Consider the following 25,510-nt stretch of genomic DNA (forward strand, 5'->3'; position numbering starts at 1 on the left):
CTTCCATCGGTGGAAAAAATCAGCTCGCGAACCGTCCAGCGTCAGCGCCGTAATAGTTCAGGTAGCGATCGGAAATGCTGGCGATCGGCAAAACGATCAGAACATCCGTCGTGTTGAAGGCCTTGTCGACGACGGCCGTCGAGCCGACCATGGCGCCAAGGCGGAGATAGCCCTTGATCAGCGGCGGCAACGCCATCAAAGCTCGCTTCGGATTGATCGCTTCAACCGGCATCAAATCCATGTCGCGTGCCAGGTGCGGAAGGGCGGCAACGGCCCACTCATCCTTGGCGGCAACGTTATGATGCAGGAATGACAGCGCTAGCGCGTGGCTTTCCGGGTGGATGCCGGGGAAGGAGGCGCAGCCGAACATGGCGCTCATGCCATGCTTCAGCGCATACGCCCAATTGCCCTGCCACAAAAGTTCGACGGTGCGCTTGGTGCGGTAGTCGGGCAGCACGCACGAGCGACCGAGCTCCATGAACCGCTTATCCGGATGGCGGGCAATGAGTTCGTCGATCGCGAATTCCGAAGCCGAGTAAAAGCCACCATTCGCCATCGCGACTTCCTGTCGCAGCAGGCGATAGGTGCCGACGATCTGATCCTCGCTGTCGCCCTCGATCGAGCGATCGAGCACCAGGAGGTGGTCGCAGAATGCGTCGTAGGAATCGAAATCACGTTTGCGGCGCATGGCTTCCGGTGAAAGCTGCGCACCCATTTCTTCGACGAAAACCCGGAAGCGAACAGCCTGGGCGGCATCGATCTCGCTGGCTGTGCGGGCAAGCCGGGTCTCGAGATTGCCGATGCGGCCGAGGATATCGCCGTCCTTTGGCGCAAGCGTGCTCGACGGCCGATGAACCTCGGCGACGACGTCACAGTTGAGGGCGTCTACTGACATGGCGATTCTCCCGTTGCCGGCTTTTGACACGCCATAAAACACTTATATGCGACAGGAAAGTGACATCATATACCCGGTTACACGCAAGAAGCGTGCCGGTTGTTTGATGGCTACCGCGCCTCCGCGCGGCGGGCCGAAAGCGCAGCAACAGCTTGGACTTCCGTCAGCAACCTTATCGGGTCAACCGGCTTTACCATGACGCGGTTTGCACCATTCAGCAAGACTTGTCTACGGGATTCGTCGCGCTTGTCGGCCGTCAGTACGATGATCGGGACGGGTGGAACATCGAGCCGCCGTTCATGGCCGCGTAGCCGGCCAAGCATATCGATGCCGTCGCCCCCGGGCATGGAAAGGTCGCTGATGACGATATCGGGGCGCACGCTTCCCTCAGACAGCGCACGGTCGAGGAGCGTTTCGAAATGTTCGACATGCTCGACGGTGTGGCCGGCTTTTTCGAGCATCGCGCGAATGAGCATCGCGTTGATCGGATCGTCTTCCGCCAGCAGGATCCGCAGCCCGCTCTGGATTCCGGCGTCAGGGATGGCAACGCTAAACCCGGGCTGGTTGTCGTTCAGCGCATCGCGCTTCTCCATGCCGCGCATCCGTCCACGCAGAACGTCGATCAGCGACTGCTCGCGCAGCGGCCGTATCAGCCAGGCGTCGAACAGGTCGAGCGGGTGGGCGTTGCGCTCCTCGGGGTTGACCAGAAAGGTCTTGCGCAGGCCCAATGCCGCGATCTCGGCCCGGTCGGCGAGGTGGTCGGCAAACTCCGCCGACATGCGGTGATCGACGATAATGTCGGTTGGGCGGCGGCCGCTTGCGGCCATGGCGAGCAGCATCTCGTGTGCGCTTGCGCCATCTGTGACCAGATGGCAATCGCCGCCGAGTGTTGCGATCGTCTCCGATATCGCCATGCGCGCCGCGCCGGCAGGAGCCAGCAGCAGCACGAGGCTGCCGGCAAGCACGCCATTGCGGCTGCCGCGGCTTTCCTCCGGTATGTCGATCGGAAACCGAATGATGAATTCGCTACCTGTTCCTTTTTCGCTGGCGACCGCAAGGGAACCGCCGAACTCACGCATGATACGCGCGGAGATGGACAGACCTAGGCCCGTCCCAGCACTCCTTTCGATCGGCGTTCCGCCTTGCTCGAACTCACCGAAGACGCGGTTCTGTTCTTCCCGAGTCATACCCGGACCGGTATCGTTGACGCTGATCAGGACGTCGCTGGCCTCCAGCGAGGCTCGCACGAAAACACCGCCTGCCTGGGTGAATTTCACGGCGTTGCCGATCACGTTGAACAGCACCTGACGCAGGCGCGCAGGATCGAAGCTCATCAGTTCAGGCAGGTTGGAGGAAACAGTGGCACCGATCTCGATACCCTTGTCATGGGCACGGTGGGAGAGCATTTCGACGACGCTCTCAAGAAGCTTTCGCAGCGATTCGGCCCGCGGCCGCAGCTGAAAGCGACCGACCTCGATGGTCGAAAAGTCGAGCAGGTCCTCGACCAGCTGTGTCAATGCATAGCCGGATTGGCGGATGCCGGTGAGATAATTCTGCTGTTCCTGCGTCTGTCGGGTTTCGGTCAAGAGATGCGTCATGCCGAGGATGCCGGAAAGCGGCGTGCGGATTTCATGGCTGACTGTGGCAAGCAGGCGTGACTTGGCCGCGCTGTTATACTCGGCCTTTTGCCGAGCCTCCTCGCGAGCCTGTGCCGTCAGCCGCTCTTCGGTGACGTCGCGGGCGATGCTCTGCAGCAACAATCGTCCATCGCCAGGATCGCGGGTAACGACGTCACGCCAGAAGTAGATACGCTGACCTTCGGGCGTCGAGATCTCCACTTCGAAGCGATGCGGTGCAGGGCCGGGACGAAAGGCAATCCCGATCTCCTCACAAGTCAGTCCCTCCGGATTGAGCCTGCCGGTCAGCCGACGAAATACCTCGTTGGCGCCGACGATACGCCGGTCCATGTTGCGGGTGACAGTAATGTCGCCAAGCGCATCATGGATATCGGCGAAGAGAGCTGCCCCCTGGCTCCATGCGGATGAGACGCCGCTCTGATGCTTCCGCGCGGGGCTCTGCCTCGCGGTTGAAAGGACTGCGAGAAGGACGACAAAAGACAATGCGGCAAAGCCCAGGCCGATCGACAGTAACAGCGGGTTGCCCGCCTCGGCCATGGCAACAAGGACAGAGCCGGCAACAACGCCAAGGCCGCCCAACCACCATGACAGCAACGTGCGGCCGACGCGATCACGCTGGAATGGCGAAACGACCGCGGTTTGGGGCGCAACAGCATTCGAAACCCGCTCGCCGTTGCGATGAGCGGTATGCCACCGGAACGCGGCGGCAAGTCTTTCGTGCAATTGACCGAGACCGTGCATGGTCCCGTGATAGCATAGCGGCGGTTCCAAATGCCTTCAGCAAACCGCTAAGATTTTAGCGGTTTGCGTTTTTAGGTTGTATCAGCTCGTCCAGAATCACGCATCCCGCGCCGATCGTGATGAAACTGTCAGCCAGGTTGAAGACGGCAAACGACCATGTCTCGGTATGAAACAGGATGTAGTCGATCACATGCCCGTAGAGGAAGCGATCGATCAGGTTGCCGAGCGCGCCGGCGATGATCAGCGCATAGCCGAGATGAGCAAAGGTCCGTTGCTTGCCGGTGCGATGCCAGAGCCAGATGACGAAAGCAACGATGATCAGGCGCATGCCGACGATGAACCAGCCGTCCATGCCCTCGAGCATCGAAAAGGCGACGCCAAGATTGTAGGTCCGGTAAAGCGCCAGCATCGGCATCAGGTGCACCGGTTCCTGCAGCGGCAGCATGTGGTCGACGACGATCTTGACGATCTGGTCGAGCACGACGGCAATGACGATGAAGATCAGGATCGGCAGCGGCCGGGCAAACAGGGTCGGTCGTTCTAGCGTCTGTTCGGTCATTTGGCCTCGTCGAGTGAGAGGAGATGGCGGCGTGCCTCAAACAGCATGACGGCGCTGGCGACGGCCAGATTGAGCGAGTCGGCGCGGCCCTGCTGCGGAATGCGGGCAAGCGCGTCGGCTTCCTTGGCAAGATGCTCCGGCAGACCGGATTGCTCGTTGCCCATCAGGATGACCACTGGCTTCTTCTTGTAGTCAATCGTCCGGTAGTCGACTGACCCGGCCAGATGCGTGGCGACGACGGAAACGCCGGCGCGGTTCTTCCAGGCAATAAATTCGTCCGCCGTGGCGCGCGCAACGGGAACGGCAAACACCGAGCCCATGGTGGCGCGCACGGTTTCGAGCGAGAACGGATCGGTCGTCTCACCGACGAGGATGACGCCGGAAGCGCCGGCAGCGTCGGCCGTGCGAATGATCGTGCCGAGATTGCCAGGGTCGCGGACGCGGTCGAGCGCAATCCAGGTTTCACCCTGTTTCGGATGGATCTCGCGCAATGGTCTCCAGCGGCTCTCGAAGATACCGACCACCATCTGCGGATTGTCGCGGCGGGTGATCGAGGAAAGCACTTTCTCGCTAACCTCGAGCACCAGTCCACCCGAGGCGACGGTCCTTGCCGCCATCTGTTCGACGAGCGGCTTGCCCTTGGCTGCCTTGGCGTAAACCAGCGTGCGGATCGTCCAGCCGAGCTCGATGGCATCGATCACCAGCTTCAGCCCTTCGGCCATGAAGGTGCCGCTCTGCTCACGCGTCTTCTTGTCGCTGAGCGCCTTGATGTCCTTGATGATGGGATTGGCGAGCGAGGTGACCTCTTTCACGTGCCCGACCTTATGCGGGCCGTGGCCCTTGTGTTCATGGCTCATTTCGGCACCCAGCGGGAGAAGAGCGATGTGGAGAGCGCGCGGCCAGGCGCCTTGCCGTCCATCCCGGCCTCGCGAATGACCAGCTCGCCTGACTCGACGACACCGCCGGCGCCGCGCATCGTCTCGCGCATCAGCTCATGGATCGAATAGAAGCTGGCGCGGATCGAATAGGCTGTTAGCACCAGCCCGACTGCCTTCGGCGAGAGGATCTCGCGACAGATGTCGAGCATGACAGGCAGATGCTCGAAGAGATGCCAGACCTCGCCATTCGGCCCACGGCCGAATTTCGGCGGATCTGTGAGGATGATGTCGTATTTGTTGCCGCGGCGTTCCTCGCGCTGGATGAACTTCATCGCATCTTCGCAGATCCAGCGAATCGGCGCCTTCTCCAGCCGGCTCAGGGCCTGGTTTTCGCGCGCCCAGCCGATCGCCTTTTTCGACGCATCGACATGCGTAACCTCTGCGCCTGCCGCTGCCGCGACGAGAGAGGCGACGCCGGTGTAGCCGAAGAGGTTCAGCACCTTCAGTGGTCGCCCGGCGGTCTCGACCTGCTGCTTCATCCAGGTCCAGTGGACGATCTGCTCGGGAAAGACGCCGACATGCCGGAAGGAGGTAAAACGGCCAAGGAAATCCACGCCGAGCAGGTTGAGCGGCCAGGTCTCGCCGAGTGCCTCCTTGGGAAAGCGCCAGCGCCCTGTGCCTTCCTCGTCGGTATCGCCGGTGAAGACGGCGTCGACCTTTTCCCAGACCTGCTTTGGCAGAGATGGCTGCCACAGCGCCTGGCCTTCGGGGCGCACGATCCGGTAAGGGCCGTATTGTTCAAGCTTCTCGCCATTGCCGCTGTCGATCAGATGGAAGTCACCCGCGCCAAGGGATTCGAGAATGACGGGAATGCGCTCAGCCGGACGTTCTCCGGTGCGCACCATCAACTGCCGCTCAACCGCCGTCGGCACAGACGCCGGTTCGCGGGCCTTCTCGCGAGCCGGCGCAGGCTTTGCAGCGGGCTTTGTCGGGCGCGGGCTGCGATCGTCGGCGCGGCGTCCGCCGGAGGGGCCGGCGGCGGATTTCTGGCCTGGCCGGCGTTCTTTCTGTCTCAACGTGATTTTCCGCGTGCTTCAATTCGATAGAGCTCGTGCAAATAGCATTCCGTTTCACCTTGGCAAAGCGCTTTCCGGCTGTGATAAATTGAGCCAGGTCGAAATGGGAGGATTTCGGATGGACTTGACCGGCGAAGAACGGATTATGGCGCCGCGGGATGTCGTATGGGCCGCGCTGAATGATCCTGAGATATTGAGGCAGTGCATTCCGGGCTGTCAGAGCCTGGAGATGAAGTCGCCGACCGAGTTGGCGGCGGTGGTTAAGGTGAAGATCGGCCCCGTTTCGGCGACCTTCAACGGCGAAGTCACGCTTTCCAATATCAACGTGCCGGAGAGCTACACGATCTCAGGCGAAGGCAAGGGCGGTATCGCTGGCTTTGCCAAAGGCGGGGCTGATGTCGTGCTCAAGGACGACGGCGGCGAAACGGTCCTGCAGTACGAAGCAAAAGCCCAGGTCGGGGGCAAGATCGCGCAACTTGGAGCGCGATTGATCGACTCGACATCGGCGAAGCTGGCGCAGCAGTTCTTCTCCAATTTCAACGCCGCCGTCAGTGCCAAGGCCGCGGAGTAAGGGTCCGAATTGATAGATTTCTCCGTCATCCAAACGCAGCCGCAATCTGTAAAGTGGACGATCAGACCGCCACGTCCGTCAGACCTGGAAATTCTGGCCGACATTTATCTGGCCGTGCGTCGCGAGACCTTCGTGTGGGTCGATCCCTTAAGCTTCCGTCACGAAGATTTCCAAGCACACACGCAAGGCGAACACCTGTGGCTCGCGGAGGCCCCGAATGGCGAGACCGCGGGCTTCATGACGCTGTGGCCGCCGGACGATTTCATTCACATGCTCTATGTCTGCAAATCCTGGCAAGGGCAGGGTGCCGGTGCCGCGTTGCTCGCGGCGCTGCCGGACTGGCCGCACAACAAGTATCGTTTGAAATGCCTGGTGAAGAACGGCCGCGCGAATGCCTTCTATCGTTCCAAGGGGTTCGTCGCTACGGGATCAGGCACGTCAGCGGAAGGCGATTACGAAGAGATGAGCTTTTATCCGGGTGGATAATCGACCCTCGCCGACCTACTGCAATTGCGGTTTCTTGAGGAAGGCGTTGCGATCGGCGGACCTGACGCGCAGCCACGCCTCGCGGCCATCGCGCAGTACACGCATCGGGATTTCCGCGCCTGCGGGGCCGCTGCTCCAGACCTTGCGATAGAAATCGGCAAGTCCATCGACTTCGCCATCGCGGATTTCGGAAATGATGTCGCCTCGCCGCAAACCGGCGTCAGCCGCCGGGCTTCCCTCGGCCACGCTCATCACGACCACGTCGCCATTGCTTTCCGCGGAGAAGGCGCCGAGCCACGGGCGCGGCGGCTTGTTCACGCGGCCGCGGGTCATTAGATCGTCGAGAATTGGCGGAAGCAGGTTGATCGGCACGATCATGTTGATGTCGGCAACCTCGCCGTTTTGGCTCATCTGCAGGCGCAGGGAGCCGATCCCAAGCAACTTGCCCTCGGCGTCAATGAGTGCAGCGCCTCCCCAGGAGGGATGCGCGGGTGTCGTGAAGATCGCCTCCTCAAGCAGATATTCCCAATAGCCGGCGAACTCCTGCTTTGCCACGATCCTGGCTTCCACGAACTGGCCGATGCCGTCCGCCAGCACGACTGGGTCGCCGAGGCTGGCTCCCGTGCCGTCGCCAAATTCCAATGCAGGCAGGCCGAGGTCGCCCAGCGCCTGAAGCAGGCCGAACCCGGTCTCCTGGTCATAGGCGAGCGGATGGGCTGCGATGACACGCCCGTCAAGCGAGGTCAGCCACACTTCCTCGGCCTCGGTGATCAAATAGCCAATGGTGAGGACCAGTCCAGACTCCCTGATAACGACGCCGCTGCCTTCCCGGCGTGTGCCGAGTGTGCCGGCCGTAAAGGCGTCTTCCGGAATTGAGGAGCTAACGGCCACGACTGACCGCAGGATTTCGTCGATATTCATGGTCTCATCCTCGCAAGGCGCGGCGCGTGTGTCGCGAAACGACTGTGCCTGGCAGACGTGCAGTGGGGCCTATCTCATATAGCTATGGAGGTGGGCTTGTGGCTGCAAGTGCTTGCGCCTCGGAAATTCAGCCTGCGCTCTGGCCTTTGTACGCTGGCGAGCGCGTCACCGCGACGGCAACTGCCCGACAATTTCCTCGGCGCGGGTCTTATGGCGGCCCGCCTCTGCCTGCCAGCGAACGGCTTCCTTGGCCTCGCTGCGAGCGCGCTTGCGGTGTTTGCCCTGGTTTAGCCAGGTGGCGGCCGAGCCAACGACCATGCCGATGATCAGCGCGATGAAGATGAACACAAAGAACGGTGCCGACAGCGAGAGCACCCGGTCTTCCGGCAGGAATGGATTGAAGGCAAGCGTCACAACCTGCCTGTTGGCGACGCAGAAGATGATGAGGATGATTCCGAGTGGCAGAAAAATCAATAGGTTGGTGATCTTCTTCGCCATGCTCGGTCTCCGTATTTCAACGCGCGCCATCTTTGGCGCGTCGCTTTGATCTGGTCAGCAGGATAGTGGGCCGGGAGCCAAGTTCAAGTGCGGTCTTGCCGCACGCAGCCGTGAGGGCGGGATCAATCCTCTTCGTCAGCCTGTCCCGGATTGAGGCGCTCGCGAAGCTCCTTGCCGGTCTTGAAGAAGGGAACCCACTTCTCCTCGACGAAAACGGTATCGCCGGTGCGCGGGTTGCGGCCGGAGCGGGACGGGCGATTTTTTACCGAGAACGCACCGAATCCGCGCAGCTCGACGCGGTTACCCGCCGCGAGTGCGTCGGTGATCTCGTCGAGCACCGCGTTGACGATATTTTCGACGTCGCGATGGTAAAGATGCGGGTTGCGGGCTGCAACTATCTGCACCAGTTCGGACTTGATCACGTTCGCCCCCTTAAATTATTGATTTCTTATCAGTCGTGGCCAACCTGCCAAACTGAAAGGAGCCCGTCAAGGAGCAACTTTTGAGGCAGGATTCCGCCGAGATCGCGAGCCTTGGCAAGATCGTCGTAACCAAGCAGCGTTAGGATCTGAGACGCGCTGTCTGCGAGCAGGAATGGCGTGCTGCTCTTCCTGTCCCAATCGACCTCAGGCAGGCTCTTGCTGACCTTGCGTGTCTCAAGGTAGGCCCTGATCTCGTCATCGCCGCCGATCTGGTCGATCAGCTTGACTTTAAGCGCCTGACGGCCGGTGAAAATCGTGCCGTCCGCAAGCTTTTGGACCTCGTCACGCGGCAGCTTGCGCCGCTCGGCGACGAGATCGACGAACCAGCCATAGCTGTCGACAATCATATTGTTAATCATGGCCTTGGCCTCTTCGCTCGCCGGATGGAACGGCGAGGGTTCGGCCTTCAACGGTGACGATTTGATTTCTTCCAGTGAAACGCCGATCTTGTCGAGCAGTGGCTTGACCTGCGGGTATTGGAAGATTACTCCGATCGAGCCGGTGATGGAGCTGTCTCCGGCAATAATCATGTCGCCGGCGGTCGCGATCATGTAGCCGGCGGAAGCGGCCAGCGTGCGCACGTCGGATACGACAGGCTTCTTGGCGGCGATGGCGCGGATCGCCTTGAAGATCCGCTCGCCGCCATAGGTCGTACCTCCCGGGGAGGAGATAGAGACGACCACGGCCTTCACCGCATCGTTCTTCTCGATCTTCTTCAGCCGTTCCAGCAGCTCGTCATCATCGGTAATCAACCCGGAAATGGTCACATGGGCGACGTGCGGCCGGCTGGTTGCGATGTCGCCGACGAATAACCGGTAGGCTGCGAATCCCAATACCACCAGCAGCAGTACCGCGACGACGCGCCAGAAACCGACCTTGCGGCGAAGCCTGCGGCGGTCGGCGATCATCGAACTGTCCATTCATTCCTCCAGGATGGCGAGCACGCGGGATCCCGTAAATCTAGGGTTCCAGCGCCGTTCGGGCACGTTGATTTGCCACGCGTCGGCGCCTTTCTTGTTTGTTGCAGAAAAAAATCCATATTGGCAAGTCGGTGTAATAATGCGAAACGAACTGTGATCGGGCGCGACAATGCCTATATACGCTGCCTGATCACCCACACGGACCTTGTTTATGCTCAACACTTTGAACAGCACCGGAGAGGCTGACTACGTGAGGCCGGAGCGAAGCGCCTATGGCGCCGCGCGCTTCCATTCGGCGCGCGTGCGCCGCCTGAAGATCATCCTTCCAATCGCCGCCGTCGTGGTGTCGCTGGTCTTTATTGGTGTTTCCGTAATCCGCACCTATCTACCCGAGAACATCAAGATCGAGGGCGCGAAGATCGAGAATGGCAAGGTCGTTATGGAGAAGCCCGCGATCTCCGGTCGCAATTCCGATGGCATCAACTATTCGATGTTGGCCGAACGGGCGCTTCAGGATATCAAGAATCCGAATCTGATGACGCTGCAGAACATCAAGGCCGCGGTGCCGATGAAGGACGATCTGATCGCCCGCGTCGAAGCCACGGCTGCAGATTACGACCGTGCGACCGATAATCTCGATGTCAAATCACCTTTTGCCGTCCTTTTGAGCAACGGGCTGACGGCCAAGTTCCAGAGCGCCAAGGTTGACATCAAGGGCGGGAAACTCACGAGCGAGGATCCTGTAAGTATTCAGAAAGATAGCGCGTCTATTGTTGCGCGCTCGATCAAGATGACGGATAAGGGGCAGACGATCACATTCGAGGGGAATGTACGTATGAATGTCGATCCGTCCGCTATTCACAAACAGGGCACTTAACAGCCGGGTCACCATGACAAACGATTGTCGCATTTCTACCCGCAAGGCGGGAGCAGTATTTCTTAGTGGTGCGGTTGCGCTGCTGCTGTTGGCCGGAGGCGCCCTGGCGCAGGCAACAACCAGTCAGATGGACGGCCTGAAGCTGAACAATGACGAGCCGATCCAGATCGAGAGCGACAAGCTGGAGATCCATGATCAGGAGCATACGGCCGATTTCACGGGCAATGTGAAGGTGGTGCAGGGCAAGACGACGCTGCAGGCCGGACATATGACGGTCTATTACAAGCCGAAGGCCGACGATGCGAATGCGGCTCCGGCGGCTGGCGCCAAGACCGCTTCGGCGTCGATTTCGTCGGGCAACGCCGATATCGATCACATTATCGTCACGGACAAGGTGTTTCTGAACTCCGGTACGCAGACGGCCACGGCCGACAACGGCTCTTTCGATATGGCCAAGCAACTTTTCATCCTCAAGGGCGACAAGGTGATCCTTACTGATGGACCGAACGTCTTCACGGGCTGCCAACTGACGGTGCACATGGAGACGGGACAGGCACAGTTGGAGAGCTGCGGGGGGCGCGTCCAGATTCAGCTTGATCCGAAGTCACAGAAACAGAACTGACCCCGGCCTTACCACGTGAAGTTATTCTCGCTATCGACCATGTTCGGCAGGACCGGGGCCCAAGTGGCTGCTGAGACCCCCGCCGGTGACAAGAGCCGTTACCAGGGCACGCTGATTGCGCGCGGTCTGACCAAGACCTATAGCACGCGGCGTGTCGTGAACGGCGTGTCGCTGGTCGTTCGACGCGGCGAGGCTGTTGGCCTGCTGGGTCCGAACGGCGCCGGCAAGACGACCTGCTTCTATATGATCACCGGGCTTGTGCCCGTTGACGAGGGTACGATCGAGATCGACGGCAACGACGTGACGACGATGCCAATGTATCGACGCTCGCGGCTGGGCGTTGGCTATCTGCCGCAGGAAGCGTCAATCTTCCGGGGATTGACCGTCGAAGAGAATATTCGCGCCGTTCTGGAAGTGCATATCAACGACAAGGCCGCACGCGAAAAGAAGCTCGACGAACTGCTCGATGAGTTTCACATTCGCAAGCTGCGCAAGAACGCGGCCGTGTCGCTTTCCGGTGGCGAGCGCCGTCGCCTCGAAATCGCCCGCGCGCTGGCAACCGATCCGACTTTCATGCTCCTCGACGAGCCGTTCGCGGGCGTCGATCCGATTTCCGTGGCCGACATCCAGCACCTTGTGCATCACCTGACGGCACGCGGCATCGGCGTGCTGATCACCGATCATAATGTGCGCGAGACGCTCGGCCTGATCGATCGCGCCTATATCATCCATGCGGGTGAAGTCCTGACCCACGGTCGTGCCAACGACATCGTCAACAACCCCGAAGTGCGCCGCTTGTATCTGGGCGACAATTTCAGCCTTTGACGCGCTCCGCCGCCGCGGAAATTCACCTTCTGTGACAGTTCCGCTTGACCAAATAGAATAAAAAAGCAATTTTTGGGCCAACTTGGATTTCCGTGGCCTGAGCCCGTGGCAGGACGCGGTTTCCCGGAGGAGACGAACGGGAGTTTCGCGTCCGCTATGGCACTGTCGGCCAATCTTTTCCTGCGCCAGAACCAGTCGCTGGTCATGACACCGCAACTGATGCAGTCCATCCAGTTGCTGCAAATGACGCATTTCGAGCTGACGCAGTTTATTGCCCAGGAAGTCGAAAAGAACCCGCTGCTCGAGATTCCGTCAAATGATGCGGAATCAGGCAGCGAGCGCGGCGGCACGGAAGAAGAAACCTACGCGCCACAGGGGGAAGAGCCCGGCGACGGTGGCTACGACAGCCGAACCGAGGTCTTGTCGGGCGATTGGTACGAGAGCGGCAACAACAGTGGTGCCAGCCGCCTCAACGACGAGCTCGATGCCAACTATGCCAACGTCTTTCCCGATGACGGCGTTCCGCAGCGCGCCGATGCTCCCGAACTGATCAGCCAGTGGAAGTCGATGCCGGGTAATAGCGAAGGGGCCGACAGCTACGATCTCGATGACTTCGTTGCCGGTCAGATATCGCTTCGCGATCACCTTGCCCAGCAATTGCCCTTTATCCTGCCTGATATGTCCGATCGCCTGATCGCCCAGCACGTTGTCGATCTGCTGGACGAGGCAGGCTATCTCCAGGGCGATGCGACGGAAGCGGCCGATCGACTGGGCGCAAGCGTCGACGATGTCGAGCGCGTGATCACCGCTTTGCAGACGCTTGATCCGCCCGGTGTTTTCGCGCGCAATCTGGCCGAATGCCTGGCGATCCAGCTTCGCCAGAAGGACCGCTTCGATCCCGCCATGCAGGCGCTGGTCTGCAATCTCGAGCTTCTGGCCCGGCGCGACTTCGCGACGCTGAAGCGGCTATGTGGCGTGGATGAGGAGGACCTTCTCGACATGCTGGGCGAGATCCGCCAGCTCAATCCGAAACCGGGCGCCGGCTTCGAGGCGGGAATGTCGGAAGCGATCATGCCCGACGTCGTCGTGCGGGCAGGCTCAGACGGCGGCTGGCTGATCGAGCTCAATCCCGACACGCTGCCGCGCGTTCTGGTCAATCAGGCGTATTTTTCAAAAGTCACGAAGAATGGTGACGATCATGCCTTTCTTTCGGAGTGTCTGCAGACCGCCAACTGGCTGACCCGGAGCCTGGATCAGCGCGCCAAGACGATCATGAAGGTGGCAAGCGAAATCGTGCGCCAGCAGGATGCCTTCCTGATGCACGGTGTCGATCATCTGCGCCCGCTCAACCTGAAGACGGTAGCCGATGCCATCAAGATGCACGAATCCACCGTCAGCCGCGTGACGTCGAACAAGTATATGCTGACACCGCGGGGGCTCTTCGAGCTCAAGTATTTCTTCAGCGTTTCAATCAGCGCCGTTGAAGGCGGCGACAGCCATTCGGCCGAGGCCGTGCGCCACAAGATCCGGACGCTGATCTCGCAGGAAAGCCCGGAAGCCGTGCTTTCCGATGACGACATCGTCGATATCCTGAAGCAGGGCGGCGTCGACCTTGCCCGTCGAACGGTGGCCAAGTATCGCGAGGCGATGAACATCGCTTCGTCGGTCCAGCGCAGGCGGGAGAAGCGGGCTTTGGCGAAGGTCGCTGGCTTTTGATAGTTGCCTGAAGCGACTACTGCGTGTATTCCGTAATTCTAATGCATGTGTCTGTTGACATTTTGGTAACTTCTGGCTAGAAGCGCGCCGCAATTGGCGCTGTGGACAGCGTTGGAAGTTATCCCCATCATCCTCAGGGTGCCTGAAGCCGGGAACTTCGGCCGATCTTGCTTGGGATCGCGCGAAGTGCTTGGATGAGGGTGAGCCTTGGCGTAGACTGGTACTCGCAAACCATCATAAGAAGGGAAACTCCATGAGTGTGCGTGTATCCGGTAAACATATGGAAATTGGTGACTCGTTCCGTCAGCGGATCGAGGACCAAATCGGTGTCGCCGTCACGAAATACTTCGACGGAGGGTATTCCGGTCAAGTGATCGTGCAGAAGGCCAACGCCCGGTTTTCCGCCGACTGCAAGCTTCATCTCGATAGCGGAGTTGTATTGCACGCCGCCGGGGAGGCGATGGATCCGCAGTTGGCCTTTGATGCAGCGTCCGAACGGATTGAGAAGCGTCTTCGCCGCTACAAGCGCAAACTGAAGGATCACCACTCCGGAAATCACCAGAATGGTTCTGCCGAAGTCGCGTATACCGTGATGGGTGGGATGTCGGATCACGACGACGAAATTCCGGATGATTTCGCGCCGGCGATTGTCGCCGAAAGCACCAAGCAACTGAAAACAATGTCGGTCGCGACCGCCGTGATGGCGCTCGACATGACGGACGAGCCGCTGCTGCTTTTTCGCAGCCCAGGCAAGGAACAACTAAACATCGTTTATCGTCGGCATGACGGTAACATTGGCTGGATCGATGCAGCCAGCATCAAAAGCTGAGATCAAGGCGAAGGGCGGCAGTTAGGCTGCCGCTCTCCTTTCTCGGCGCAGAAGGAAAATAAAATGGCATTGGCAGATTTGCTGCAGCAAAATGCGATAATTCCCGCCCTCAGGGTAAATTCCAAGAAACAGCTCCTCCAGGAATTGGCTGCAAAGGCGTCGAAAGTCACAGGGCTTTCGGAGCGGGAAATTTTCGATGTTGTCCTGCAGCGCGAGCGCCTTGGTTCGACCGGCGTCGGCAACGGTATCGCCATACCGCACGGCAAGCTCGCAAGCGTCCACTCCATCGTCGGCATCTTCGCGCGTCTCGATCAGCCGGTCGATTTTGAGGCTCTGGACGATCAGCCCGTGGATCTGGTGTTTCTGCTGCTGGCGCCTGAAGGTGCTGGCGCCGATCACCTCAAGGCCCTGTCGCGAATCGCCCGCGTGCTGCGCGATCATGATCTTGTCGCCAAGCTGCGTGCGACCGACTCCGCTTCGGCGATCTATGCGTTCCTCAATGAGGAGCAGACCTCGAACGCAGCCTGAGCATTCAACATTTCAGTAAAAAGGCGCCTGATTGCACAGGCGCCTTTTTTTGTTTCAACCGGTCGAACTCGGCTTAGAACTCTTCCCAGTTGTCCTGGGCAAGTGCTGCCGAGCCGTGTGTTTGAGGAGCCGCGCGGCGGGGGGCCGGTGCCGCGGCCTGACGATAGATCGGTGCCGCGGCTGGCGCGCGCATCTGCTGAGCCGTCGAGCGCAGTGCGGAAGCGTGACCCATGCCGGATACGCGGAAACGTGTCACGAGTTGCTTCAGCGTCTGGGCCTCGTCGTTGAGCGTGACGCTGGCTGCCGTCGTCTCCTCGACCATGGCGGCGTTCTGCTGAGTAACCTGGTCCATCTGGTTCATGGCCTGGTTGATCTCCTTCAGGCCGATCGCCTGTTCGCTGGCCGATGCCGAGATCTGGCGGATGAGGCCATTGATGCCCATGACCTGCTCGGAGATCTTGTGCAGCGTATCGCCGGCGCGGCCAACCAGATCAACGCCTTCCTTGACCTGCACGGCCGAGGTGTTGATGAGCGTCTTGATCTCCTTGGCAGCATTGGCGGAACGCTGTGCAAGTTCGCGAACTTCCTGCGCGACGACGGCAAAGCCCTTGCCGGCTTCACCGGCACGTGCCGCTTCGACGCCGGCATTCAGCGCCAGCAGGTTGGTCTGGAACGCAATCTCGTCGATGACGCCGATGATGCGCGAAACCTCGGTGGAGGATTGCTCGATGCCCTGCATCGAGGCGATCGCCTTACGTACCACTTCGCCTGATTTCTCCGCATCCTGGCAGGCGAGGTTGACGTTATCAGCTGCTGTGCGGGCGTGGTCGGCGCTGGAGTTGACCTGTGCGGTGAGCTCGTTGAGTGCGGCCGCCGTCTCTTCCAGGCTTGCCGCCTGCTGCTCGGTGCGCTTGGCGAGATCGGAGGCGCTGCCGCTGATTTCGCTGGTACCGGAGCCGATGTTCACGACGCTGAGATTCATCGTGTTGATGGTTTCCTCGAGGCTTTCGAGCGCCGCGTTGAAATCCTGCTTCAGCTTTGCGTATTCGCCCGGGAAGTCCTCGGTGATGCGGTGGCCGAGATTGCCCTGCGACAGCTCGGACAGACCGGAGCCGACGATCGAGACGATGTGGCGCTGCAACGTGATCGACTGCTGACGCTCCGTTTCCGAGCGGCCGCGCTCGGCTTCGGCGGCGTCACGCTGGCTGTTCGACTCGGTCTCAAGGCGCTGTGCGTCAGCTAGCGCAAAGCGGAAGCCTTCAAGGGCCTTCGCCACAGAGCCGATCTCGTCGGCGCGATCCTGGCCGGCTACCGGCTGTTCGTACTTGCCGTCGCTGAGCGCCTTGACGGTGGCGACCAGGCCGCCGATCGGCCGCTGAACGAAGGCGCGGACCGCGAAGTAGAGAGCGATCATGACGGCGGCAAGCACGAGGATGCCAGCGACGATCATCAGGAAGGTTTGATCCTGCACAGGCGCGTTGATGGCTGTGTGTGGCACATCCACGAGGATCGCCCAGGTCGAGTTCACATCCGGCAGGGCGAAGGGATAGATGACGCGGTCGAAGGGTTCGTAGCCGTCGAAAGTCAGGTTCTTGACGACCGCGGGCTGCAACGTCGAGAGCGCGCTCTTGACCGCATCAGCGCCTTCGCCGTCATAGTCCTTCATCGATAGATCGGGGATCGGCGCGACGATCCATTTGCCGGTCTGCGAGAGCAGCGTGACGCGGCCGGAGCCGAATGGATGAAGCGTCGAGAGCTTGTCGCGGAGCGATTTCAGTGAGATATCGACGCCGCTGACACCAATCATCTTGCCGCCGGACATGACCGGATAGGCAATCGAGGTCATCGCGGTGTTTTCGCCGGTCGTCGTTTCCGCGTAAGGCGGCGTCAGCGCGCCCTTCTTGCTTTCCGCGGCAAGCGCATACCAGGCGGCCTTGTAGTCGGAATTGAAGGTGGAGAAGGTGAAGCCGCCATCCTTGCTCTTCGTCCAGTACGGGTTGAAAGTACCATCCTTGGCGGCACCGAAGTCGGCCTTACCTGCCATGGACGGTGACTGGCCGTCGAAGGCGTTAGGCTCTTCGGCAAACCAGCTGCCGAAGGCGAATTGATTGCGCTCGACGTTCGCCTTCAGCATGTCGAGAACGGCCTTGCGATCGAGGTATTTACCTTCCTGACCACGGCCGATCGAACCGGCCATGGAACGTGCCGCGCCGGCCAGTTCTCCAACTGAGGAGGCGACCTCGTTGGCGATCGCCTTCGCTTCGAGATTGGCCTGATCCATGGTGAGGGTCTGGACGCGATTGCGCGTCTCACCGATCAGGAAGTAGTTGGAAACGAGGAGGACGAGCGCGATGGCAATGCCGGTAATGAGGATAAGCTTGGCTGCAAGCGATTTCATGCGAAAGATGAACATGGGTTCCTCGGGAAGCAAGGATGCGCCGAACGGGGCATTCATCGGCACAGGGAACGAGGCGTCGCCCCCTCATGGAGCAGCCGTTACAGAGCCCGGCCCCTGGAGAGGTCCGGTGATGGCAGGACCATCGCCGGAAACCTATTAAATTTGAATGAAATCTAATGAAAATCGACCGCATCTGCGCCAAGCAGTCGCGGCATGTCGCGGGAGGACTTGCCCTATAGCGCTTTTGCGACTTCGGCGCTCGACGGGATCGATGGCTGAGCGCCCTGCTTGAGGCACGCGATCGATCCGGCGACCGCCGCGCGGCGTAGGGAGGCCTCGAAATCCAGCCCCTCGTCCAGGCTCGCCGCGAAGTAGCCGCAGAAGGTGTCACCGGCCCCGACCGTATCGACGGGCTCGATCTTCAGTCCCTTGGCGCGGGAAATGACACCATCGCGGATCGCGATCACGCCGTCCGCGCCGAGCGTCACGATCAGGGTCTGCCCGGTTTCTGCATTGAGCCGCTTCAATGCAGCCTCGCGATCATCCGCCGCCATGTTCTCCTGGCCGGCGAGACGCTCGAACTCTGTTTCGTTTGCGATCACGATGTCGGCAAGGCGACCGAGGCGAGCGGCATCGTCGATCAGCGGGGCGAGGTTGAGGACGGTCGTCACGCCTTTGGCGCGGGCGCCGGCCAGCGCCTGCTCGACGGCCGGAACGGGAACTTCAAACTGAAGCATCAGGATGTCGTCCTTGCTCATGGCCCCCACCGCCGCGTCGGCATCGGCTGGCGTCACCGTACCGTTTGCGCCGGGCACAACGGCAATCATGTTTTCGCCGTCACCGCCGACGAGGATCAGTGCGGTTCCTGTCGGCTCGTCGACCTGCTTGACTGTCCCAAGCTCCGTACCAGCGTCTTTCAGGAGCGCGAGCGCGGGCTCCGCGAAGCCATCGCGGCCGACGGCGCCTGCCATGTGTACGCTGCGTCCAGCGCGTCGTGCCGCCAGCGCCTGATTGGCGCCCTTGCCGCCTGCGGCGGTCGAGAAGCCATTGCCAGCGACCGTCTCGCCGGGTTTCGGCAAGCGTGCGGTGGTGGCGATGAGGTCCATGTTGATGGAGCCGAAAACTGTGATCATGGGTGTCCCGTCCGGTGTTTTTCTTGGGCGCGACACTGCCCGAAGGCCTTACTCGTCGTCAACCACCCTGAGCTTGAGAAGCCCACTGCGACTGTCGACGGATTTGGGTGCGGGATCATTGTCGCGCCCGGCCTTCCCGCCGTCGCCGCCCTCGAATTCCAGAGCCTCGATCTTCGCGCCGCGCTTGGTGAGCTTATCGGCGGAGGTGAGGATCTGGTCGACATCTCTCTGGGCCATGGAAAAATGGTTCTGCAGCTTGCGGACGCGCTCGTCGAGACGACCGAGATCGTCCATCAGATTCGCGACTTCGCCCTGGATGACGTGTGCCTGCGCCCGCATCCGCTGATCCTTCAGCACAGCCTGGATGACCTGGATGGACAGCATCAGCAGCGAAGGAGACACGATGACGATGCGCGATCGATGCGCCTTCTGCACGATCGCTTCGAAATTCTCGTGGATCTCCGCGAAGATCGATTCCGACGGCACGAACATGAAGGCCGTGTCCTGCGTCTCCCCCTGGATCAGGTATTTCTCGGAGATGTCGCGAATATGCGTTTCCATATCGCGGCGAAACTGCTGTGAGGCGACCTTGGCTCCATCCGGACCACCGGCATCTCGGATCGCGTTCCAGGCCTCAAGCGGAAATTTCGCGTCGATCACCAGGGGCGGTGCGCCGTTGGGCATACGGATCGTGCAGTCGGGGCGCGAGCCGTTGGACAGCGTTTGCTGGAATGCATAGGCGCCCATCGGCAGGCCGTCGGCAACGATCGTCTCCATTCGCGATTGGCCGAAAGCGCCGCGCGTCTGCTTGTTGGAGAGGATCGCCTGCAGGCCGACGACGTCCTTCGCCAGCGTCTGGATGTTGCTCTGGGCGGCATCGATGACGGCGAGACGCTCCTGCAGCCGTTGCAGGTTCTCGTGCGTCGATTTGGTCTGTTCGCTGATCGTCGTGCTGACGCGCTGCGACATTCCGTCCAAGCGCTGGTTGATCGCCTGGTTGAGCTCGGACTGTCTCGAGCCGAACACTTCGGCCATCGTCGACATGCGTCCGTGCATCTCTGCCTGGATCTTCAGAAGTTCCGCCATGCGGGCATCCGTTTCGGCCGCACGAAGACTCGCTACCTCGGCCTGCTCGCGTCGCACCTGCCCGCCGCGGACGAGGAGGACGACCAGAAGCAGGATGAGCGCGGCGATTGCGCCTCCGGCGAGGGCCAGCATGGCGGGGCTTGTCTGCGACAGGGCGAGGAGAAACGACTCAGGGCTGGTGTTCATGCCGGCAACAATAGCAAACTCAAATGAGATATCTAGATCAAAACGTGAACAACTCACAAGCGTTTTGGCAAGCGAGATGACCGGAAGAACAAACGACGGCCGACAAATGAGGGACCTACTTAACTATTGCTCAACCATATTGCGCAAAAGCTCTGCTCAAATTCCCTTTCGTATCAATCACAAGCAGAGACATCATGACCAGCCAGCAATCCGACAGCGCGCTCAAGCAACGCCTCGATTTTATCGAGCTGGACGATGGAGCTCGCACGGCGCTCCGCGAAATGCGTCCGGCGATCTCGGAGCTACTCGGCGATGCCCTCGACAAATTCTACGCGAAGCTGGCGAAGACATCCGAAGTCGCGAGTTTCTTTGCCGACAAGGCGCATATGGGGCAGGCCAAGAAGCGCCAGGAAGACCATTGGGCCAATCTGGCTGGCGGCAACTTCGACCAGGCCTATGTGAAAGGTGTTGTCGCGGTCGGCAAGACGCATGCCCGCATCGGCCTCGAGCCACGCTGGTACATCGGTGGCTATGCCTTGCTGATGAGCGAACTCGTCAAGGGCCTGATGGCCAAGCAATGGCCCTCTATGTTCGCAAGGCAGCAGGGCAAGGTGCTGGCTGAAAAGCTCGCCACCGTCATCAAAGCCGCGATGCTCGATATGGACTACTCGATCTCGGTCTACCTCGAAGCGCTTGAAGAGAAGCGCCGGAAGCTGGAGGAAGAGCGGGCGAAAGCCGAGCACGATCAGACAATCGCGCTCGATCATCTTCGCCGCAGCCTGGAAGCGCTCTCGAACGGCGATCTTGAGGCGACACTGCCGTCCGACCTTCCGGGCAACTTCAAGGACATGGCCGACGATTACAACCGTGCGGTCGCGGCTCTTCGTACATCTTTTGCCTCAGTGCGGGCAACCTCGGGTGAAATCCTGAGGGGCACCGATATTATCGCCAAGGCTTCCGATGACCTTGCCTTGCGGACCGCCCAGCAGGCCGCGGGCGTCGAGGAAAGCTCGGCAGCGCTCCAGCAGCTTTCCGTCAGCGTCGGTCAGACTGCCGCAAACGCCGAAAAGGCATCGGGTGCAGTTCGGGAGACGCAGCAGAAGGCCAAGAGTTCGGGCGAACTCGTCACCAGCGCCGTTTCGGCGATGGCCGGCATCGAAAAGTCGTCGACCGAGATCGCAAAGATCATCGGCGTGATCGATGAGATTGCCTTCCAGACGAACCTGCTGGCGCTGAACGCCGGTGTCGAAGCCGCGCGCGCCGGCGATGCGGGCAAGGGCTTTGCCGTTGTGGCGCAGGAAGTCCGCCAGCTCGCGCAACGCACCGCCGACGCCGCCAAGGAGATCAAGAACCTGATTTCGGAAAGCTCGGTCCAGGTGAACGAAGGCGTCGACATCGTCAGCAGCACCGGCGAGGCGCTGAGCGACATGATCAACCGTATCGATGTCATCAACCGCTTCGTCGCCGACATCGCCGCCGCCGCCCGTGATCAGGCAACAGGCGTCAATGAGGTCAGCGTCGCCATCCGCAACATGGACACGATCACCCAGCAGAACTCGGGAATGGTCGAGAATACCTCTGCCGAGACGCGGCACCTTCGTGGCGAAGTCGACAATCTGGTGGCATTGCTGCAGCGCTTCCGGACCGGCATTGAAGGTCGTTCGATGATCGCTCCGCGTCGCGCCGCCTGACACGAATACGGCAAATTTCCGGGCTGGAGCGCAAAAAAGCGCTCCGCCCGCCTCTCGGATAATTCCATCCTGGAAAAAGATGCGTTATGGGAACGCCATGACCATCAAGCCACTCATCATTCTCCCCGATCCGCTGCTTCGTCAGGTTTCCAAGCCGATCGAGCGCGTCGATGCCGATTTTCAGCGCCTTGCCGACGACATGCTTGAAACCATGTACGATGCGCCGGGCATCGGCCTTGCTGCCATCCAGATCGGCGTGCCGCGCCGCATGCTGGTCATTGACGTTTCCCGCGAAGGCGAAGAGAAGCAGCCCCTCGTATTCGTCAATCCGGAGATCGTCGTATCGTCCGACGAGCGCTCGGTGTACGAGGAGGGATGCCTTTCTATCCCTGACTACTATGCCGAGGTCGAACGCCCGGCGACCGTCACCGTCAAATATCTCGACCGGGACGGCAAGGAGCAGACGGTGGAGGCCGACGGCCTGCTCGCGACCTGCCTGCAGCACGAAATCGATCACCTGAACGGCGTTCTCTTCATCGACCACATCTCTCGCCTCAAGCGAGACATGGTGATCAAGAAGTTCACCAAGGCGGCCAAGTCGGCGAAGGCGCTTTAGCTCCAGGCTGCGGCGGTAGCCGGCTTGCGATGCGGCGTTGTGGTCCGACCGCGCCGGCACCGGCCCCGTCCGGGTAGCGATGTCGTCGAGCACGGGTTCGCAGGGGGCTTGATATGGCGCTCGCAAAACCCGTTTGAAGAGGCTGACCGGAAACATGGCGGATAAAATGTCGCTTCGCATCATCTTCATGGGCACGCCCGAATTCTCCGTGCCGACCCTGCGTGCATTGGTCGACGCCGGGCATACGATTCTTGCCGTCTACACGCAGCCGCCAAGGCCCGGCGGACGGCGCGGGTTGGACCTGCAGAAGTCGCCCGTGCATCAGGCCGCCGAACTGCTCGATATCCCGGTCTTTACGCCGGTGAATTTCAAGGATCCGGAAGAGCGTGAGCGCTTCAAGGCTCACGATGCCGACGTTGCCGTTGTCGTCGCCTATGGCCTGCTGCTGCCGGAGGCGATCCTGAGCGGCACGCGTTACGGCTGCTACAATGGACACGCCTCGCTTCTGCCACGGTGGCGGGGTGCCGCCCCGATCCAACGGGCGATCATGGCCGGCGACGAGAAGACCGGCATGATGGTGATGAAGATGGACAAGGGCCTGGACACCGGCCCCGTCGCGCTCACCAGCGAGGTTAAGATCGGCGCCAATACCACGGCTGGCGAGTTGCACGACAAGCTGATGCATGTCGGTGCCAAGGCGATGGCTGACGCGATGGTCAAGCTCGAGATGGGCGATCTTCCCCTTATGCAGCAGCCGTCGGACGGCGTGGTCTACGCCGCCAAGATCGACAAGGGCGAGACTCGGATCGACTTCTCGCGGGACGCCGTGGAAGTCCATAACCACATTCGCGGTTTGGCACCATTTCCGGGCGCATGGTTCGAAGTGGCGATCGGCGGCAAGCCTGAGCGCGTCAAGGTGCTGGCCTCCGAACTCGCGCAAGGTAGTGGCAGTGCCGGCGAACTGGTGACAGATGATCTGGTCGTTGCTTGTGGAACCGGCGCCGTTCGCCTGACCAGGCTGCAGAAGGCCGGTGGCAAGCCGTTGCCTGCCGCCGATTTTCTGCGCGGGACACCGCTTGCATCTGGCTCGAGGCTTTCCTGATGCATCGCTACCGCATGATCGTCGAATATGACGGTGGTCCTTATGTCGGCTGGCAGCGGCAGGAAAACGGGCCTTCCGTCCAGGGCGCGATCGAGAAGGCGATCCTGTCGGCAAGCGGTGAGACTGTCTCGATCCGTGGGGCGGGCCGCACCGATTCCGGCGTTCATGCCATGGGTCAGGTGGTTCATGCCGACCTTACCAGAGAGTGGTCGGCCTTCAAGCTCCAGAATGCTCTGAACGCTCATCTCAAGATGGCCGGTGAGCGGGTCGCAATCATCAGCGTGGAAGTCGCCAGCGAATTCTTCGATGCACGGTTCTCGGCGCTCAGGCGCCACTATCTCTATCGCATCATCAGCCGCCGGGCGCCGCTGGCGCTCGAAGCCGGCAAGGCCTGGTGGGTGCCGAAGCCGCTTGACCATGAGGCTATGCATGCGGCGGCGCAGACCTTGGTCGGCAAGCATGATTTCTCGACATTCCGTTCCGCCCATTGTCAGGCAAACAGCCCTGTCCGCACGCTTGATCGGCTGGATGTGACAAGAAATGGCGAGCTGATCGAGATCCGTGCCACCGCCCAAAGCTTCCTGCACAACCAGATCCGTTCCTTCGCGGGAACACTCAAGCTTGCAGGCGAGGGCAAATGGACGCCGGACGATGTCCGCGCCGCATTGGACGCACGCGACCGCAAGGCCTGTGGCCCTGTTGCGCCGCCGGATGGACTCTATTTCATGCTGGTGGATTATCCGGCGGTGATCTCCGATCGCCGGCAGACAATGGCAGACGACGATGACGATCTGTCATGATCCGTCCTGCTGTACCTCCCGCAAAAACTCGCCATGATCCGCCAGTCCGGCGAGGAGCCTTTCAAGATCATCGAATATTTGAAGACGCCTCCGGTTCGGCAGGGCTACAAGGCCCGATAGACGGCCTTGCCGATATCCAAAGGGAATGTGCCGAACAATCCTTCGAGCGCGGTGTTCGTGAGGGCTACCACTGTCAGTTTCCTCTCCTGATCGACGAACCAAGAGTGGCCGTAGACGCCGCCCCACTGGAACGCTCCCCGTGCCAGCGGCAGATCGGCACGATCCGGATCAGTGACCACAGCCCAACCGTAGCCGAAGCCGAGCCCGGGTCGCTCGAGTCCGGCGAGGCCGTTCGTCTGGTCGCGGACCATTGCTGAGACTGTGCTTGTGTCGAGCAGCGGCGCTCCGCCGCGTCTAACGGTTTCGAGGATGGCGAGGATGTTCTCGGCTGTGCCTGCCATGCCGCCGCTGGCGGAATGATAGGTATCAGGATCAAGGATGCGCTCCGTCGAATAGCGGACCACGCCGGAAGAGGTGACAACCGAATCCTCGCATCCCATCGGCTGGGGTTCCGGCGTCGCATTCTTGTAAGGGACGGCAAGGCGGGCGCGATCCGTTACATGAAACGCAGTATCGGAAAGTCCGAGCGGTCGAGTGACGAGCGCGGCGACCGCTTCGCCCAGCGGGCCGCCGGTCTCCTTCTCGATGACGCCGCCGAGCACATCCATCGAGATCGAATAGCGCCAGCCCGTGCCGGGTGCGTAAAGCAACGGTGCGTTTGCAAGCCGGCGAAGCTTTTCTTCGAGCGCGATGCAGGCAGGGTGTCCACCCGCGAGATTGGTACCGCCTAGCCTCCCTTCGCCGGCATCTCCTGGCAAACTGTCGTCGAGGCCAGCCGTATGCATCAGCAGATGATGGATCGTGATGGCAGGCGTGGGCCCGTCCGGAAACCGGGGACGAAAATAGGGCAGCCAGCGGGTAACAGGATCAGCCAGATTGATCCGCCCTTCTTCGACGAGCCGCATCGCGGCGATGGCGACGATTGGCTTGGTCACCGAGGAAAGCCGGAAGATGGTATCCGTGCGCATCGGCAGGCTGTTCTCGCGGTCCGCCATGCCGGCGGCGCGACCGTAGATGATGCTGCCCTCTCGGGCGACGAGGACAACAGTTCCGACGAGCCGCTTCTCCTCCAACGCGGAGTCAATTGCGCTGTCGAGCAGCCGAGCCATTTGCGGGTCCGGTCTGATGGCGATTGCGTCGGAAGACATGTTTTTCCTCTCAAAGAAAATGGTGTGCAGTATCGGTCTGCCGGTCGGGGGGGCCGGCAGTGTGTAAAGTCGGAAAATGTGGGGTCTCGCCGAGGAGGGGGACTTCCTAGCGTCATTGACGACGGGGAGGACCTTAATACTTGCGCACCATTGCGATAATCGGCTCTAT

General features: G+C 60.8%; 25 protein-coding genes and 1 pseudogene. 13 read left to right on the forward strand and 13 right to left on the reverse strand.

Annotated elements, in window-relative coordinates; translation table 11 throughout:
- Positions 1-19: 19 nt before the first annotated feature.
- From ATY80_RS04150 to ATY80_RS04170, 5 genes are all read right to left on the reverse strand, one after another.
- Positions 20-895, reverse strand: a complete 876-nt coding sequence (locus tag ATY80_RS04150) for a GNAT family N-acetyltransferase (RefSeq protein ID WP_088691176.1) — start codon at positions 893-895, stop codon at positions 20-22.
- 110 nt (positions 896-1,005) lie between these two features.
- A complete protein-coding gene (locus tag ATY80_RS04155) occupies positions 1,006-3,273 on the reverse strand; it encodes an ATP-binding protein (RefSeq protein WP_088691177.1) in 2,268 nt (755 codons plus the stop codon).
- Between the two features lie 55 nt (positions 3,274-3,328).
- Complete coding sequence (gene lspA / locus ATY80_RS04160; protein ID WP_088691178.1) at positions 3,329-3,832, reverse strand: signal peptidase II; 504 nt, start codon at positions 3,830-3,832, stop codon at positions 3,329-3,331.
- A complete protein-coding gene (locus tag ATY80_RS04165) occupies positions 3,829-4,689 on the reverse strand; it encodes an RNA methyltransferase (protein WP_088691179.1) in 861 nt (286 codons plus the stop codon). Before ATY80_RS04165 ends, lspA begins: the two co-directional genes overlap by 4 nt.
- Positions 4,686-5,786: a class I SAM-dependent methyltransferase gene (locus ATY80_RS04170; protein ID WP_088691180.1), complete on the reverse strand. Its 1,101-nt coding sequence runs from the start codon at positions 5,784-5,786 to the stop codon at positions 4,686-4,688. The genes ATY80_RS04165 and ATY80_RS04170 overlap by 4 nt, the downstream gene beginning before the upstream one ends.
- 118 nt (positions 5,787-5,904) lie before the next feature.
- Between ATY80_RS04170 and ATY80_RS04175 the strand changes: the two genes are divergently transcribed.
- Positions 5,905-6,357 (forward strand): carbon monoxide dehydrogenase subunit G, encoded by a 453-nt coding sequence (locus ATY80_RS04175; protein WP_088691181.1) that lies wholly within the window; start codon positions 5,905-5,907, stop codon positions 6,355-6,357.
- A gap of 9 nt (positions 6,358-6,366) precedes the next feature.
- The gene (locus ATY80_RS04180; protein ID WP_088691182.1) at positions 6,367-6,843 is read left to right on the forward strand and encodes a GNAT family N-acetyltransferase; all 477 of its coding nucleotides are present in this window, start codon (positions 6,367-6,369) and stop codon (positions 6,841-6,843) included.
- Positions 6,844-6,858: 15 nt separating this feature from the next.
- On the opposite strand, the gene ATY80_RS04185 is transcribed toward ATY80_RS04180, so the two are convergent.
- The 4 genes from ATY80_RS04185 to sppA all read right to left on the reverse strand — a co-directional run bounded on the left by ATY80_RS04185 (position 6,859) and on the right by sppA (position 9,664).
- A complete protein-coding gene (locus ATY80_RS04185) occupies positions 6,859-7,764 on the reverse strand; it encodes a S1C family serine protease (RefSeq protein ID WP_088691183.1) in 906 nt (301 codons plus the stop codon).
- Positions 7,765-7,929: 165 nt separating this feature from the next.
- Positions 7,930-8,262 carry a LapA family protein gene (locus tag ATY80_RS04190; protein ID WP_088691184.1) on the reverse strand — a complete coding sequence of 111 codons (333 nt, stop codon included), beginning with the start codon at positions 8,260-8,262 and terminating at the stop codon, positions 7,930-7,932.
- A gap of 122 nt (positions 8,263-8,384) precedes the next feature.
- Positions 8,385-8,684, reverse strand: coding sequence for an integration host factor subunit beta (locus tag ATY80_RS04195; protein ID WP_003544934.1), 300 nt, complete (start codon positions 8,682-8,684; stop codon positions 8,385-8,387).
- A 29-nt stretch (positions 8,685-8,713) separates the two neighbouring features.
- Positions 8,714-9,664: a signal peptide peptidase SppA gene (sppA, locus tag ATY80_RS04200; RefSeq protein ID WP_088691185.1), complete on the reverse strand. Its 951-nt coding sequence runs from the start codon at positions 9,662-9,664 to the stop codon at positions 8,714-8,716.
- Positions 9,665-9,875: 211 nt separating this feature from the next.
- On the opposite strand from sppA, the gene lptC reads away from it, so the two are divergent.
- The 6 genes from lptC (at position 9,876) to ptsN (ending at position 15,061) form a co-directional block, all read left to right on the forward strand.
- Complete coding sequence (lptC, locus tag ATY80_RS04205; RefSeq protein ID WP_088691186.1) at positions 9,876-10,541, forward strand: LPS export ABC transporter periplasmic protein LptC; 666 nt, start codon at positions 9,876-9,878, stop codon at positions 10,539-10,541.
- 13 nt (positions 10,542-10,554) lie between these two features.
- Entirely contained in the window at positions 10,555-11,163 is a 609-nt protein-coding gene (locus tag ATY80_RS04210; protein ID WP_189637079.1) for an LptA/OstA family protein, read from the forward strand.
- Between the two features lie 39 nt (positions 11,164-11,202).
- Positions 11,203-11,988: an LPS export ABC transporter ATP-binding protein gene (gene lptB / locus ATY80_RS04215; protein ID WP_088691188.1), complete on the forward strand. Its 786-nt coding sequence runs from the start codon at positions 11,203-11,205 to the stop codon at positions 11,986-11,988.
- A 156-nt stretch (positions 11,989-12,144) separates the two neighbouring features.
- Positions 12,145-13,704 carry an RNA polymerase factor sigma-54 gene (gene rpoN / locus ATY80_RS04220; RefSeq protein WP_088691189.1) on the forward strand — a complete coding sequence of 520 codons (1,560 nt, stop codon included), beginning with the start codon at positions 12,145-12,147 and terminating at the stop codon, positions 13,702-13,704.
- A gap of 253 nt (positions 13,705-13,957) precedes the next feature.
- Positions 13,958-14,533, forward strand: coding sequence for a ribosome-associated translation inhibitor RaiA (gene raiA, locus ATY80_RS04225; RefSeq protein WP_007787745.1), 576 nt, complete (start codon positions 13,958-13,960; stop codon positions 14,531-14,533).
- 63 nt (positions 14,534-14,596) lie between these two features.
- Positions 14,597-15,061 carry a PTS IIA-like nitrogen regulatory protein PtsN gene (ptsN, locus tag ATY80_RS04230; RefSeq protein WP_007529605.1) on the forward strand — a complete coding sequence of 155 codons (465 nt, stop codon included), beginning with the start codon at positions 14,597-14,599 and terminating at the stop codon, positions 15,059-15,061.
- Between the two features lie 73 nt (positions 15,062-15,134).
- Here the strand turns inward: ptsN and ATY80_RS04235 are convergent, their stop codons facing one another.
- The 3 genes from ATY80_RS04235 to ATY80_RS04245 all read right to left on the reverse strand — a co-directional run bounded on the left by ATY80_RS04235 (position 15,135) and on the right by ATY80_RS04245 (position 19,864).
- A complete protein-coding gene (locus ATY80_RS04235; RefSeq protein ID WP_088691488.1) occupies positions 15,135-17,474 on the reverse strand; it encodes a methyl-accepting chemotaxis protein in 2,340 nt (779 codons plus the stop codon).
- Between the two features lie 218 nt (positions 17,475-17,692).
- A complete protein-coding gene (locus tag ATY80_RS04240) occupies positions 17,693-18,592 on the reverse strand; it encodes a ribokinase (protein ID WP_088691190.1) in 900 nt (299 codons plus the stop codon).
- Between the two features lie 48 nt (positions 18,593-18,640).
- Positions 18,641-19,864, reverse strand: a complete 1,224-nt coding sequence (locus ATY80_RS04245) for a DNA recombination protein RmuC (protein ID WP_088691191.1) — start codon at positions 19,862-19,864, stop codon at positions 18,641-18,643.
- Between the two features lie 194 nt (positions 19,865-20,058).
- Here ATY80_RS04245 and ATY80_RS04250 point away from each other — a divergent pair, with 194 nt between their 5' ends.
- From ATY80_RS04250 to ATY80_RS29400, 5 genes and pseudogenes are all read left to right on the forward strand, one after another.
- Positions 20,059-21,555, forward strand: coding sequence for a globin-coupled sensor protein (locus tag ATY80_RS04250; protein WP_088691192.1), 1,497 nt, complete (start codon positions 20,059-20,061; stop codon positions 21,553-21,555).
- A 97-nt stretch (positions 21,556-21,652) separates the two neighbouring features.
- A complete protein-coding gene (gene def / locus ATY80_RS04255; protein WP_028749410.1) occupies positions 21,653-22,171 on the forward strand; it encodes a peptide deformylase in 519 nt (172 codons plus the stop codon).
- A 166-nt stretch (positions 22,172-22,337) separates the two neighbouring features.
- Positions 22,338-23,273: a methionyl-tRNA formyltransferase gene (gene fmt, locus ATY80_RS04260; RefSeq protein WP_088691489.1), complete on the forward strand. Its 936-nt coding sequence runs from the start codon at positions 22,338-22,340 to the stop codon at positions 23,271-23,273.
- The gene (gene truA, locus ATY80_RS04265; protein WP_088691193.1) at positions 23,273-24,073 is read left to right on the forward strand and encodes a tRNA pseudouridine(38-40) synthase TruA; all 801 of its coding nucleotides are present in this window, start codon (positions 23,273-23,275) and stop codon (positions 24,071-24,073) included. The genes fmt and truA overlap by 1 nt, the downstream gene beginning before the upstream one ends.
- Positions 24,057-24,175 (forward strand): annotated as a pseudogene (locus ATY80_RS29400) (arsenate reductase (glutaredoxin)); the annotation flags it as partial. The gene truA and the pseudogene ATY80_RS29400, both read left to right, overlap by 17 nt.
- Positions 24,176-24,177: 2 nt before the next feature.
- On the opposite strand, the gene ATY80_RS04270 reads toward ATY80_RS29400, so the two are convergent.
- Entirely contained in the window at positions 24,178-25,341 is a 1,164-nt protein-coding gene (locus ATY80_RS04270; RefSeq protein WP_088691194.1) for a serine hydrolase domain-containing protein, read from the reverse strand.
- Between the last annotated feature and the right edge of the window lie 169 nt (positions 25,342-25,510).

Origin of the sequence: Rhizobium sp. R711 (assembly GCF_002211365.1) — a bacterium.
In the GTDB taxonomy this organism is placed as follows: Bacteria; Pseudomonadota; Alphaproteobacteria; order Rhizobiales; family Rhizobiaceae; genus Rhizobium.

What these genes read in the sequence shown, in the direction of transcription:
- lptC (WP_088691186.1), top strand. Translation starts at nt 9,876, where the DNA reads ATGCTCAACACTTTGAACAGCACCGGAGAGGCTGACTACGTGAGGCCG.
- ATY80_RS04250 (WP_088691192.1), top strand. Translation starts at nt 20,059, where the DNA reads ATGACCAGCCAGCAATCCGACAGCGCGCTCAAGCAACGCCTCGATTTT.
- ATY80_RS04190 (WP_088691184.1), bottom strand. Translation starts at nt 8,262, where the DNA reads ATGGCGAAGAAGATCACCAACCTATTGATTTTTCTGCCACTCGGAATC.
- sppA (WP_088691185.1), bottom strand. Translation starts at nt 9,664, where the DNA reads ATGGACAGTTCGATGATCGCCGACCGCCGCAGGCTTCGCCGCAAGGTC.
- truA (WP_088691193.1), top strand. Translation starts at nt 23,273, where the DNA reads ATGCATCGCTACCGCATGATCGTCGAATATGACGGTGGTCCTTATGTC.
- ptsN (WP_007529605.1), top strand. Translation starts at nt 14,597, where the DNA reads ATGGCATTGGCAGATTTGCTGCAGCAAAATGCGATAATTCCCGCCCTC.
- ATY80_RS04240 (WP_088691190.1), bottom strand. Translation starts at nt 18,592, where the DNA reads ATGATCACAGTTTTCGGCTCCATCAACATGGACCTCATCGCCACCACC.
- ATY80_RS04270 (WP_088691194.1), bottom strand. Translation starts at nt 25,341, where the DNA reads ATGTCTTCCGACGCAATCGCCATCAGACCGGACCCGCAAATGGCTCGG.
- lspA (WP_088691178.1), bottom strand. Translation starts at nt 3,832, where the DNA reads ATGACCGAACAGACGCTAGAACGACCGACCCTGTTTGCCCGGCCGCTG.
- ATY80_RS04155 (WP_088691177.1), bottom strand. Translation starts at nt 3,273, where the DNA reads ATGCACGGTCTCGGTCAATTGCACGAAAGACTTGCCGCCGCGTTCCGG.
- lptB (WP_088691188.1), top strand. Translation starts at nt 11,203, where the DNA reads ATGTTCGGCAGGACCGGGGCCCAAGTGGCTGCTGAGACCCCCGCCGGT.
- ATY80_RS04185 (WP_088691183.1), bottom strand. Translation starts at nt 7,764, where the DNA reads ATGAATATCGACGAAATCCTGCGGTCAGTCGTGGCCGTTAGCTCCTCA.
- ATY80_RS04245 (WP_088691191.1), bottom strand. Translation starts at nt 19,864, where the DNA reads ATGAACACCAGCCCTGAGTCGTTTCTCCTCGCCCTGTCGCAGACAAGC.
- ATY80_RS04235 (WP_088691488.1), bottom strand. Translation starts at nt 17,474, where the DNA reads ATGTTCATCTTTCGCATGAAATCGCTTGCAGCCAAGCTTATCCTCATT.
- ATY80_RS04165 (WP_088691179.1), bottom strand. Translation starts at nt 4,689, where the DNA reads ATGAGCCATGAACACAAGGGCCACGGCCCGCATAAGGTCGGGCACGTG.
- fmt (WP_088691489.1), top strand. Translation starts at nt 22,338, where the DNA reads ATGTCGCTTCGCATCATCTTCATGGGCACGCCCGAATTCTCCGTGCCG.
- ATY80_RS04210 (WP_189637079.1), top strand. Translation starts at nt 10,555, where the DNA reads ATGACAAACGATTGTCGCATTTCTACCCGCAAGGCGGGAGCAGTATTT.
- ATY80_RS04175 (WP_088691181.1), top strand. Translation starts at nt 5,905, where the DNA reads ATGGACTTGACCGGCGAAGAACGGATTATGGCGCCGCGGGATGTCGTA.
- raiA (WP_007787745.1), top strand. Translation starts at nt 13,958, where the DNA reads ATGAGTGTGCGTGTATCCGGTAAACATATGGAAATTGGTGACTCGTTC.
- rpoN (WP_088691189.1), top strand. Translation starts at nt 12,145, where the DNA reads ATGGCACTGTCGGCCAATCTTTTCCTGCGCCAGAACCAGTCGCTGGTC.
- ATY80_RS04150 (WP_088691176.1), bottom strand. Translation starts at nt 895, where the DNA reads ATGTCAGTAGACGCCCTCAACTGTGACGTCGTCGCCGAGGTTCATCGG.
- def (WP_028749410.1), top strand. Translation starts at nt 21,653, where the DNA reads ATGACCATCAAGCCACTCATCATTCTCCCCGATCCGCTGCTTCGTCAG.